We start from the raw sequence: 11,337 nt of genomic DNA on the forward strand, positions 1-11,337 counted from the left end.
CGGTGAGGCCGCTCTACTCGATCGGGACGCTGTTGTTCTTAAGGACGGCTGTCTTGCGGCACGTTGGCGTTCTGGCCGCGATGCGCTCCGTCGCATCATGGCGGATGCCGCCCGAGATCCCGATCCGAGTCAGCCGCGGCCCTCGCACGCCATTCTCCCCAGAGCGGGCGGAGGACAACCTTGCGTCTTCGCGGCCATGCCTTTGGCCCGGCGGCATCATTTCATTTCCGGTCCTGCAACTCTAATCCTTGTTGTAATTATCAACGCTCACCTGCCAAGGTCGAAAACCTGTTCGGCCGTGAGGTGACGCATATAGAGAGAGTGTGGATGACCCCGGTATTGCCAATGCGCACAAGGATTGTCAGAATGAATATAAATATCGAACTATCGGCGCTGGAAGTCCGAGAAAGATCTCGAAGGCTACGATACCCTCAACATCCGGATAGTCGGTGGCCGACATGTCCAAATTCAATATAATCGAGGCGACACATATGTATTGGATTCGCAGCGCTCCCATCGTCTTTCTGTAATATCAGAATTTAGAAATGATCAAACCACCGAAAGCGAAGGATAATTTAGCTTTCAAGAGAAATAAAGCTTCGCATGTTCTGATTCGAGAGGGGGCAAGCATTGTACGTACAGCCATTCATATTCATAAAATTCCTTCTTGCTATGCTAACCGTTCAGCTATGGCGAGTGTGGGCTGTGATCGCTGCAGCTATCTTTCTCATCGGATGCATTCTCTGGCTTACCACTGCCAATGCTGGGTTCTGGTCAACGGTCGGGCAAAGTTATGCAAAAGCACTCAATATCGGCACCATTCAATCTGGAACATTTTCAGGGTGGAAAATGGTTATCGAGTTTTTGCTTGAGACGTTCTATTTGATCACGACAGGTATTGTCGTAGCCAGTTGCTTGAGCGCGATTGGCGCGTCCTACAATAAGGAGGAGGAATAGTATGGACGAGAACGAAATGCGTCGCATCGTTCGTGACGAGGTTTTTCGGGCATTGTCTGAGTTCTTCCTCGACAACGACCGCGAAAGGTATAGCGACAGCTACCAACCCTTACGGGAGGAGCATACTGTAAGAAATTTGCGGCGCCTCTCGGACATAACGGATGCTCTCGCATCAAACGTAATGAGATTACAGAGTGTTCCTACATTACAGCCGACCAAGTGTGGGTTTGATAAGAAACAGGCTAATGCCATTAAATCTGGTGTGGATGATTTGAACAATAAGATACCCTAGAGCGCCAAAAACATCAAATGTCCATACGCTTTTGTCACCGGCGGAGTCGGTGACTTGTGGCGCGCTGCTCATGACCGGTCGCTTACTACCCCATATCCATGCGTTGGAAGTTCGGAATTTCGCTGTTAATTTATTAACACCGGCTTCGTCAAGGATGGGGGGAAATCTTCCACTTGCGAGCTTTGTTGACAAGTGTGGTGCTTTGAATAAGATAATGGCAAAACGCATTATAGTAAAAGAGGCCTATACACGCCAATGAATGACTCCGTTTTTATTCAGTATGCACTAGCAATATTTTTCGCAGTTCTTGGATTTTTTGGAATTCAAGCGTGGGCCAAATCGGGAGAGCGCCCCGTCCTCGTGCCGTTTCTGGCCTCATGCTTGTTATTTTTGTCTGTGCCGGTGGCAACGTCCTTGACTGGCGTTTCCCTAGATGATTTTCTTCGCCGGACTGTAGGAGACCCTATCGTACGTGGGCTTGGATATGAACCCATATACAACCCTCCCGTCGAACCCTCAGACTCTGAAAACATCCCTCCGCAAACGAGTCCTGATCCGCCACGTCAATCTAGGCGAGTTACAGATGATGGTAGTCCTTCCCTACGACCGAATGGCACTGCCTTGGAAAGGTGGGAAAACTACGGATCGGTTTCCTCGGTGACGCCATACACTCATTATATATCGAGGAATATCAATAGACTTAATATACACGAAGGCCCTGGAACGCAGTACAATATCGTGGGCACGCGCACAGGAGGATCATGTATCCGAGTTATTGAATCCCGTGGATCGTGGTCAAAAGTTGTGGTTCCGACCGTTGGTGGGCCATGGGCATATTATGCTCACAATGGGAATCTAACTGCAATCCGACCAAGCCAAACGTGTGGATAATAACTGCGCCCTAGACAGGCAAAATTACGGTCATGGAACTGCTTCATCCAAAGGCAGTGTCGGGAAAGTCTTTCAGTCGACTGATTTTCGTGAGTACTGCTTTTCGGAAACATTCCCGATCAGGATCATGGTGCAGCTGTCTGTGACAGTTCGGGCAGCACGCGATTGCGTTATCACATGTATCTGGTCAGCCCTGAGAGAGTGGAAGCACATGATGCACCTCAAGATACGGCTCGCCTCCTGATCGCAGGAATGGCGCCGGATCGTCGCATACTTCACAGCGCCCCTGTGCGGCATTGAGAACCCATGCAATGACGTTCGGATCTCTGACGAAGCGCGCAATATCTGCTGTCGATCGAGGGACATCGGTTTGCCCTGGAGGGGGCGGAATTCTTTCGTTTCTTCTCTCGTGCCGGAATCGTTTGAGTGCCCTGTGAGCTCTTTCGAAGAGTTCGTCGGGATCCGCGGTTGGTACCTCCGCTCGTCTGGCGGACGTACCTGGCTTGGCCAGTAGTTGTTCGATTTCCCTAGCTGACATACCAGCAGCACCGCTCCAGCGGATTCGCAGCCTCATCCGTTTGGTTCGGTTTCCCCTATCGCTACCGTCTGTGCGGCTGAAAGCAGCGGACGCGCGACCGATCGAATGCCGGAGCCCTACGACATCTGGAACGGAGGACAGATCTAGTGGCAGGGAAAACCTGTCGAGGTCTACACCACGTTGCTCTTCCGGTAGTTTCATCGCGGGACCACTGGCGACCTGCAACTCTTGCAAAGTCATTCCGAGTTCTCCCATCCGGTGCAGATGAAGCTCCATGGCCGGCGCATATTTTTTGCTCCGGCTCTTGTTCGGCCCGTGATCCGAGCCACCCCGCGATTCAACTATCAGGTCAAATCCGTCAGAGCGCCGCTCGACAGAATACAGCGCATCGATTTCATGCCCGTCATCACCGAATGGTTTTCGCATTATATCCGCCTCCCGTAATGATCCGACCACCAGTCCATAGACGGTCCAACCACATCCGAGCACAGCTCCTGAAAGGTCTGGACATTAGCATGCCCGTCGTACTCGGTCTCCTTGGCCTTCTTCAGGCTCTCCGGGATCACGAGATGCACGCCGATCGACGCCATGTCCTCGATCGCGTTGCCGGCGATGTTCTCGTCCACTGTTGTCAAGTACAGTCGGCGGGTGCCTTTTTCCCGCTCTACCTGCTTCCACCGCTCGCGCAGCGTGGTTTTGGCGCTCAGGATCAGTCCGGTTCCGGCATGCTGACTGCCGCCATTCACAAACGCCAGTGAGGGAAGGATGAAATCCGGCCGTTTTCTGGCTTCGATAACTACCTGCTTCTCGAAGGGGATGCGGCCACCCTGCAGCATGGCCTCGATGTGGTGTTCGTAGGAATAGCCTGCCCGGGACTTGCGCTGCTGGGCCGCCGACAGCATCAGCGCGTCGACCCGTGGAAGTTCCTCGACAAGACGGCGAATGACCCCGGCCGTCTCCACGAGTTTGCCCTCGTCGCCCATGACGATCCGGACCAGATCTACGGATCGCTCCCGGCGCTGGAACTCCTTGAAGAGCTCCCATTCGATCTCCCGGCTGATCTCCCGGAGGGCATCACCGGGGGCTTCCATCCGGAACGGATCGAGCGTGTCCAGTTCGTGCTTCTCGAGAAAAGCCGCCCTTGCCCTACGGGCAAGCTCGAACGTCGCCGGCATGGCCGCGTGGTCCCGGGCGAATTCGGCGATCTCCCCCCGCTTCCAGGCCATGATCACCTGCTCGGCGAAATCGAGAACCCGCTCGCGCTCGCGGGCGCGACGTTCCGCCGGATCGAACTCAGCGACATGGAAGTCCGGGCCGATATCAAGGACCTCAGCCAGGAGACCTGCTTCATCGCTGCCCGAGTCCACGGTCAGGCACTCGTAGATCTGCCCGCCGCCCCGGACCACGCGCCCCATGACGAGAAAAGACGCCGGAAGAAGATCCGCGAACGGCTCCTTCGGCAGCCGGGTCATATGCGTCTCCGGCCCCTTGCTCGTGTAGTGAACGAGTCTGGACTGCCGCTCCGCATCCCGGGCCTGCGGCCAGAATGTGGTGAACCATGCCTCACGGATCGGCTTGCCGCCCGCTCCGCCCCGGTCCTTCTCGACCAGAGAGGGGAAAAAGCCGCCGTCACGCTCATCCGCGGGAATGTAGACCCCGGCCTGATGTTTGTTGGCGTACCTCGCCCAGTCCCTGTCGTTGTTGGAAAGCTTCTTGACGAGAATCCGGTCGCTCCGGTTGATCACGCTTTCCAGAAGATCAGCCGTCCGGGCCTCTCTCTCGAAGTCGAACACACCCTGTCCCGTCATGCCGCCCCTTCGATCTCCGCGAACTCCGTTGATCCGGTGATCCAGCCGGCCGTCCGGTCGACGAGATCCTCCGGCGTGATCCGGGTCCGGCCCTTCCAGGCGCACTCCCAGACCAGAAGCACACGCCACCCGGTTTCCCGAAGCTGGTCAATGTTCCGCGCGTCGCGCGTCATGTTGGCCTCGATCTTGTTTTGCCAGAATTCCGGCCGGGTCGCCGGAAGCCGGAACAGATGGCAGTGATGCCCGTGCCAGAAACAGCCATTGGCGAGGATGATCGCATTGTAGCGGCGCAGCACGATGTCCGGCTTGCCAGGCAGGCCGGTCACATTCTTCCGGAAGCGAAAGCCCCGCCGATGAAGAGCTCTGCGAAGGAACACCTCAAGCTTCGTGTCGCGCCCGCGGATCCCGCTCATCATCCGGCTGCGGGTTGCCGTGTCGACTACATCCGCCAAGGGGTCAGGCGGCCTCTGTCGGGCGCTCCGGGGCGGGGAGTTCTGTCTCCTGTTCGGGTACGTGTGCAAGCGCCGCCCGGATATGGGGCTCCATGTGCCTAGCCACGGCCTCGACAGCCGGGACAACAACCGCATTGCCGAACTGCTTGTAGGCCTGCGTGTCGGACACCGGAATATCGAAGACCCGGTCACCACTGTCGAAGCCCATCAGGCGGGCACATTCGCGGGGTGTCAGCCGCCGGGGGCGCCCATCCTCCCGACGGACGAGGATCTCCGATCCGTCCTTGTAGTACCGGGCCGAAAGTGTCCGCGCGGTATCCTCCGGACCTACCAGACCGAACCCGAACCCGTTGCCCGCTGCCTTGTGCTTTGCGGCATAGCCCTGAAGGTACGTCCAGAGCTTGTCCGAGAGGACATACTTGTCCGACACCCGGCCGATATTGCCGACGGTATAGTGCTTCTCCGGCGCCTCGGCGGCGTCCTCGGTATGCAGGACAGAAGACATCCGGGGGCCCGACTGGCGGTCGGGGATCTCGATGTTATCGAACGTGAATGCCGAAGGATCGCGGAAGCCGACGATGAAGATCCGCTCGCGGTGCTGCGGCACCCACGACTTGCCGTCGATCACCCGCCAATCGATCTGGTAGCCGAGCTCTTCCTCGAGAACCTGACGGATCACGCGAAAGGTCTGGCCGCGATCATGACCCACAAGGTTCTTGACGTTCTCCAGCATGAAGGCCGCCGGGCGGTGGTCCCGGATGATCTGCGCGAGCCGGAAAAACAGAGTGCCCTGCGCCTCGCAGGCAAAGCCGTGCGGCCTGTTCAATGCGTTCTTCTTCGAGACGCCGGCGATGGAGAAGGGCTGGCAGGGAAAGCCGGCGAGCAGGACGTCGTGCTCCGGCACGTCCGCCGGCTTCAGCTCCATGATGTCACCGGCTATCTCGTGATCATCGCCGGGAAAGTTCGCCTCGTAGGTCATCCGGCTGTACTTGTCGCGCTCGCAGGTGAAGACGCATTTCCCGCCGATCGCCTCGAACCCGAGACGCAGGCCGCCGATGCCGGCAAAGAGATCGATGAACCGGAATGCCGGGGCCGGCGAGGGCGTGCTGCAGCCGCGGATATACTTCTCGAGCGTTTCCAGAACCGCCCGCCGGGGCTCCTGCTCTCCGGTTTCCCAACGATAGGCTGCCCGTTCGCTGTATCCGGTCCGGACCGCCGCGTCGGCAACACTCAGCCCCGCCTTGCGGCGCAGTTCCGAAAACTGGTTCATGCTCGCTCTCACATTTCTCTGGGTATTTTTCTGCCACAATGGCAGCACCCGGCCGAGGGGGCAAGAGTCAGGAACGGAAAAAGAACATTATTGCCGGGCCGGTCAGGCGTTCCGCTGCCGGCGTCCCCTTCCGAGCCATGAGGACCAGCCTCCCTTGACGCCCGCCTCCTTCTTCCAACGGTCGAATTCCGCGGGCAGGATGTCGAGCAGCTTTCCATCCTCCATCCGGGCCGCGTCGTAAGTGAGGTCCAGCTGCCGGAGCACCATTCCGAAGCGCCGGGCGGAACCGGCGCCGCTTCCGGCGGCACCTTTCCGGGGCCGCCCGGTTTCCGGATCTAGATAGAGCCGGCTGGCCTCGGCGATCAGCTGGCGGTTCCCGAGCACCTGCTGCCGGCCGCCGAACTGTTCGAGGATTTCTCCATGCACACTCAGAGGACGGTCACTTTCCCTGGGCGAGGTCAGAAGGAAGCGGGCATTCTCCCCGTGATCACGCACCAGCTGCCAAGGCGACCGGACCAGATGCCGGTAGTAGTGCCGGTAATCGTCGCTGAGAATGTAGCGGTAGCTCTTGTCGAGCTTGCGAACGCCGTCCTTCCGCGGCGGGCAGAGCTCGTCGAACCAGTGCAGAGCGAGTCCCGTCCACAAACCGCGGTCCGATGAGATCCCGGACTTCTCCAGAGGACGAAGAATATCATCCAGATAGGCCCCGAACTCGTACCGGTCCGCAAAGCCCTTTTTCGGAGCGATGATCGATTCCCCGAGCGGGACGGAGGTTTCTGGGCTGGAGAGAAGCTCGACGGGTGCGGCTCCGGAGGCTCCGGCATCGAGCCACTCCCCGAACCGCCTGATCCCTTCTTCGTTCAGCTTTCTGATCTGTTCGGTCACCGGTCATCCTCCGCCCTGTCCCGGATCCGGCCGATGAAGCTCCCCTGCTTGCAGAATTTCTCCACGGCGCTGTCAATCCACAGTTCACGATCCTCCTCGGTCTCGATGGATGCCGGATCCTCGGCATCAAGGCTGTCCCTGCAGTACTCGAGCCAGTCGGCCTTCCAGCTACCCTCGTCCGGTACAGGTTCGGCGGCGATTTCCCTCAGGACGATCCTGAGCGCTGCCGGGAGCAAAACACCCTGCAGCAGGGGATCATCCTGGACATTCTGACTGAACCCCGGAAGCCGGTTGTTGAGTACAAGAGAAGGCGGCATGTCGTCTGCGACATCCACCCTCCAGACTTCCTCACCAAGGTCCCGGGTGCGGAGAGGGAAAAGGCTGCGCCGGGTGTCGTCCTCGCCCTCGTTACGCGGTTGTATGCGCTCGGCAGAGCCGATGATCCTGCCCGAGGCTGCATCCGGATCGAGCACCTTGATCCGGAACAGGACGCCGCCGCCCTGGTCGACATCGGTCAGATCAAGGACGGGAGGTACCGCGAGGTTTGCCACCGTCCCGCAATCGAACCGCATCCCTGAAGAGCGGTGATAGGCTTCCACGATCACCGGCGCGTTGTGGGGAAACCCTGCCCGGCCGAGATACAGCTCCACTTTTGCCCGCAAGGGGTCGCCCGGAACCGGATCGGCCATACTGATGTCGAAGCACTCTCGGCCGATCTTCTTGCGTCCGGTTGAATTGATGCGCCGTTTTGCTCCGCTCATGACAGAGCCCTCGCATCCACCACCAGATCACGGTTCGGGTCGAAGCCCCGGGCCTCGATCCTGAAGTCCGGGGACCGGACCTCCACGCGCAGGACGTTGGGTTCAGGGGTCTCGACCTCGGCCTCTTGGCAGACCACCTTGATGTCGCGCTTTCCCAGATCGAAATCATGAGGACTGAACCGTTTGAACGGATCGGCTCCGATCATGTCATAGGCCAGCCGGATACGGATGGTCCGGGGAAATCTCCAGTCCGCGGCAGCCGGGCCCGAGACGAGATCGAAGCCGCCCTCCCGGGGCCGTATGCTGATTGCCGTCCGGGGAGCGGGGACCACGACCGGATCCGGCTTGACCCGCTTATTCCTTTTCTTCCCCGAGGAGGTCTTTTCAGCCAAGGAAAAGAAGTCGATTAGGGCGTTCTTATCCTCGGTATCGACTTGGTCGGCTACCACGCTGTAGAGGTCCCGGAGAGCATAACGGATCGATCGCAGGGTTGCCGGGCCGTTGCTCCAGTTTCGGGAAAGCTTTTCGGCACTGCCGTTCCACGCTGTATGCGCAGGATTTTCCGCATCCCCCAAAAAGCCGGCGATCGTATCACCTTCCGCTACCAAAGCCCCGAAGGCAGGTGCGTTCTGAAAGTACTTGCGTTCCCCGGGGAGAATGATCGGCCCTCTCGCATAGAGAGCGAAGGACTTCCCCCCCTCGGGAAGCGACCGAAGAAACAGATCGATGTTTCCAGCCTCCTGCCCGGCCTTCTTCCTAGACAACAACACGGGGACACTGGCATGTACGAGCTCCCCTCGGATAAATGCCTCTTTCATGGCTTGCAGGTCATTCTCACTGAAAAAGTCCTCGCCCAGCTTCTCCTTTCCGATTGGTTTCTGCGCAACGTACGTGGCGCCGGAGGACTTCTTCTCGCTGATCTCTCCAACGAACCCGAACGGTATATCTGTATTCCGGCCGATCCCCGCCGCCACCTCGCGGAAACTTTGCCGGTCGATTAGCGTGTCGCCGACCTCGATCTCCAGCTTACCCGACAAGATCGGGAAGTAATAGTTCGTCACAGCGGCGGAAATTAGCGTCTCTTCGCTGATCCCATCCATAACGCAGGGGACGGCGATCGAAAGGCCGGACTCCGTGGTGCGTTTCAGACCAGCCAGCTGCCGGAACGTTTCTATCTCGGCCGGGTCGGAGATCGGCAGCTGGAGGCGATTCGTAGCCCGCTTCGAAAACCAGAAGCCATGCGCTTGGTAGCGCGTTCCGTTGACCTCGTGGTGGTTGAGAACTGCTTGCCCCATCAGTAGCGGGGACATCTCCCCACCCCGGACCGTCAGTCCGTAGAAAACGCGAAGCTCGGAAGAGGACGAATAAACCAATTTGCCGAGCCCCCAGCGCCCCCCAGTTCGGCCGCCCTTGGAGGACTTGCCGTGCCTGCGCCAGAAGTTCCGGAAGTTGTCATCGTCAAGAGCATCGACCGCACCGGTCAGGCCGCGGGTATTGAAATCCTCGATGACCAGGAAGCGGACCGTCTCGTCGGTCAAAGCGTCGGTGTTCGCCTGACACGCTTCGAGATGCGGGATAAGGGGTACGAGTTGCTTCCGAAAGTTCTCAAGATCCTTGCCTGATAGCGTCCGGAAGGAGAAGGACAGCCGAACGGCCATTTCCTCCTTAGCAGGGGCGTCCGAGGAGTTTTGAGCTGCCTCCCGGACCAAAGCATCCGCCAGACCGACCTCGTCGTTGTTGAACTGGTCCCGCTGCGTAAGCTCGACATCGACATCTGAGGGGTCGGCCTCGTTGAATTCCCAGATGGGCATTACGTCCACCCCGCCGGTAATGACGTCGCGTTTTCGCATATATTGATACGGAGTAAACGTTGTAACTGGTTACTCATAGAACCTCCCAAGATCCCCCGGAGTCTGCTGGTTCATCTCCGACTTGGAAAGTAGTTTATGATATTTTTACGATAGATCAAATTGATAAAGATTAGGTCAAAGCCCTTCGCTCCTGTAAGGAGCTGCGTATCGCAGATGTCCTTGGCAGCAAGCGGGGCGTCTTGGTAGGTTGAAAGACGCATGGCGATTGCTCTAGCAGAGAAAGGGTCAGAGAGTACGTTACTTAAGAACGCTGCACACTACGAAACAGCCCAGCAACCCCTCCGGAAAACGGATCCATCTCGGCAGCGCGGCCTTTCGCCCACTCTATCCACGCGGACGTCGTCATTTCTCCGAGGGTTTGATCTCCTTCGGAAGCCAGCCGCACTTCAAGCTCGATGATGAACTCGTCGAGAAGCTGCTTTTCCCGCCAGTTTGTTGCCAATGACCGGAAGCGCGCCCAACGGCTATCATCAACTTCCTTTATCCGCCGCAACTCCCACCGGCACCTCTCTTCCTCTTGGCGGCGAACCCGTTCCTCTTCTCGCTTGCGCTCCCACTCGATTAGGCATGGAACGCTTGCCAGTATCGCTCCCACGATTGCCGGGATCAGCTGCGAAAACGGTCTCCTCGGACTCTCGATCCACTGTGGCTGTTCGCCCGGAAGCCATGTGCTAATCTGTGCCCGGAGAAAGCCCGATGAAGTCAGCCCCGAATTATGGTGGTTCGGATAGGCCGTCCATTGCCCGGCTTCACCTTCTAGACGCTTAATCGGCCGGGTCATCTTCTCCTTGACCACGCACTCAATGTCCCGGCCACTAACGGTGAAGGTCAGCTTGCCGTGAATGTCGGCCTCCTTCACGCGCCCGCCCACTGCCTCGACAGCACGGCAGAGAGTGCTGCTAGCGCGAAAGCGGAGCAGATCTCGAGGCGTGAGATCGTCTAGGAGGGGCTTGCCCCAAGACCAAATGTCATTCCTTCGTCGCCGGTTGTTCTGAACGCGCTCCTTCTGCTCCCGCCTGTGATCCACAATCCACGCCTTGATCTTCGGATGCATCCCGTTGAGCAAATCAAGCCCGTCATGCTGATCGATGACGGCTGGGGTCGGTGGAACTTCCGGTTCGCGTACTTCTTCCGGTAGCGACACCGCCGAAAACTTCTTTGGCGCTACCACCGGTGGTCGATGAGCGCTCGATGTGCGAGGGGCAGTCTTCTTTACCGCAACCCTATCCTCGGCAGGCAAGGGCGTGGGCTCAGGAGCGCGGCCTACGGCCTTCTTCTGCCAATATCCAGGAGGGGGATACGGCACTTGGCGCTTGTCGCAGAGCTTGGCAAGGCGTGGACCGTCGAGGCTGAGTTCCGGGCCGACGCGATTGAGCGGCCGCTCCCATACAAGGGCGTACAGCTCCTCGCGCGACAGGTCCTCTACCGTTCGTGTAGTACCGCCGTCCATGAAAAGGCCCGAGATTCGTCTTCCGCGACCAGAGTACGATCGAGGTATGGCGACCGAAACTGGAAATGCGGTCGCGTTGGCGTGGATCGAAATTGAACCGCCCGGCATTATTGGCTGCGCGGTTCAGGCACCGTCACCGTGCTGTGACCCCCAATCTTCATC

Annotated in this window: 11 protein-coding genes; 3 read left to right on the top strand and 8 right to left on the bottom strand. The window is 58.5% G+C overall.

The window, feature by feature from the left end; translation table 11 throughout:
* The first annotated feature begins 705 nt into the window (after nucleotides 1–705).
* The 3 genes from OCH239_RS22960 to OCH239_RS23975 all read left to right on the top strand — a co-directional run bounded on the left by OCH239_RS22960 (nucleotide 706) and on the right by OCH239_RS23975 (nucleotide 2,140).
* Nucleotides 706–957, top strand: coding sequence for a hypothetical protein (locus tag OCH239_RS22960; RefSeq protein ID WP_157578000.1), 252 nt, complete (start codon nucleotides 706–708; stop codon nucleotides 955–957).
* Between the two features lies 1 nt (nucleotide 958).
* Nucleotides 959–1,249, top strand: a complete 291-nt coding sequence (locus OCH239_RS20265) for a hypothetical protein (RefSeq protein ID WP_037267060.1) — start codon at nucleotides 959–961, stop codon at nucleotides 1,247–1,249.
* Between the two features lie 255 nt (nucleotides 1,250–1,504).
* Nucleotides 1,505–2,140, top strand: coding sequence for an SH3 domain-containing protein (locus OCH239_RS23975; protein WP_425280314.1), 636 nt, complete (start codon nucleotides 1,505–1,507; stop codon nucleotides 2,138–2,140).
* A gap of 187 nt (nucleotides 2,141–2,327) precedes the next feature.
* Here OCH239_RS23975 and OCH239_RS22965 read toward each other — a convergent pair whose 3' ends face one another.
* The 8 genes from OCH239_RS22965 to OCH239_RS20305 all read right to left on the bottom strand — a co-directional run bounded on the left by OCH239_RS22965 (nucleotide 2,328) and on the right by OCH239_RS20305 (nucleotide 11,175).
* Nucleotides 2,328–3,104: a hypothetical protein gene (locus OCH239_RS22965; protein ID WP_157578002.1), complete on the bottom strand. Its 777-nt coding sequence runs from the start codon at nucleotides 3,102–3,104 to the stop codon at nucleotides 2,328–2,330.
* Nucleotides 3,104–4,486 carry a type II restriction endonuclease gene (locus OCH239_RS20275; protein ID WP_051489674.1) on the bottom strand — a complete coding sequence of 461 codons (1,383 nt, stop codon included), beginning with the start codon at nucleotides 4,484–4,486 and terminating at the stop codon, nucleotides 3,104–3,106. The genes OCH239_RS22965 and OCH239_RS20275 overlap by 1 nt, the downstream gene beginning before the upstream one ends.
* Nucleotides 4,483–5,007: a very short patch repair endonuclease gene (locus tag OCH239_RS20280; protein ID WP_280111616.1), complete on the bottom strand. Its 525-nt coding sequence runs from the start codon at nucleotides 5,005–5,007 to the stop codon at nucleotides 4,483–4,485. The genes OCH239_RS20275 and OCH239_RS20280 overlap by 4 nt, the downstream gene beginning before the upstream one ends.
* Nucleotides 4,943–6,208 carry a DNA (cytosine-5-)-methyltransferase gene (dcm, locus tag OCH239_RS20285; protein WP_051489675.1) on the bottom strand — a complete coding sequence of 422 codons (1,266 nt, stop codon included), beginning with the start codon at nucleotides 6,206–6,208 and terminating at the stop codon, nucleotides 4,943–4,945. Before dcm ends, OCH239_RS20280 begins: the two co-directional genes overlap by 65 nt.
* A gap of 102 nt (nucleotides 6,209–6,310) precedes the next feature.
* Entirely contained in the window at nucleotides 6,311–7,093 is a 783-nt protein-coding gene (locus tag OCH239_RS20290; RefSeq protein WP_037267064.1) for a hypothetical protein, read from the bottom strand.
* The gene (locus OCH239_RS20295; protein ID WP_157578004.1) at nucleotides 7,090–7,854 is read right to left on the bottom strand and encodes a hypothetical protein; all 765 of its coding nucleotides are present in this window, start codon (nucleotides 7,852–7,854) and stop codon (nucleotides 7,090–7,092) included. The genes OCH239_RS20290 and OCH239_RS20295 overlap by 4 nt, the downstream gene beginning before the upstream one ends.
* Nucleotides 7,851–9,704: a hypothetical protein gene (locus OCH239_RS20300; RefSeq protein WP_157578006.1), complete on the bottom strand. Its 1,854-nt coding sequence runs from the start codon at nucleotides 9,702–9,704 to the stop codon at nucleotides 7,851–7,853. Before OCH239_RS20300 ends, OCH239_RS20295 begins: the two co-directional genes overlap by 4 nt.
* Before the next feature lie 262 nt (nucleotides 9,705–9,966).
* Nucleotides 9,967–11,175: a hypothetical protein gene (locus OCH239_RS20305; RefSeq protein ID WP_037267069.1), complete on the bottom strand. Its 1,209-nt coding sequence runs from the start codon at nucleotides 11,173–11,175 to the stop codon at nucleotides 9,967–9,969.
* Nucleotides 11,176–11,337 lie beyond the last annotated feature (162 nt).

It is taken from the genome of Roseivivax halodurans JCM 10272 (assembly GCF_000521785.1).
Taxonomy (GTDB): Bacteria; Pseudomonadota; Alphaproteobacteria; order Rhodobacterales; family Rhodobacteraceae; genus Roseivivax; species Roseivivax halodurans.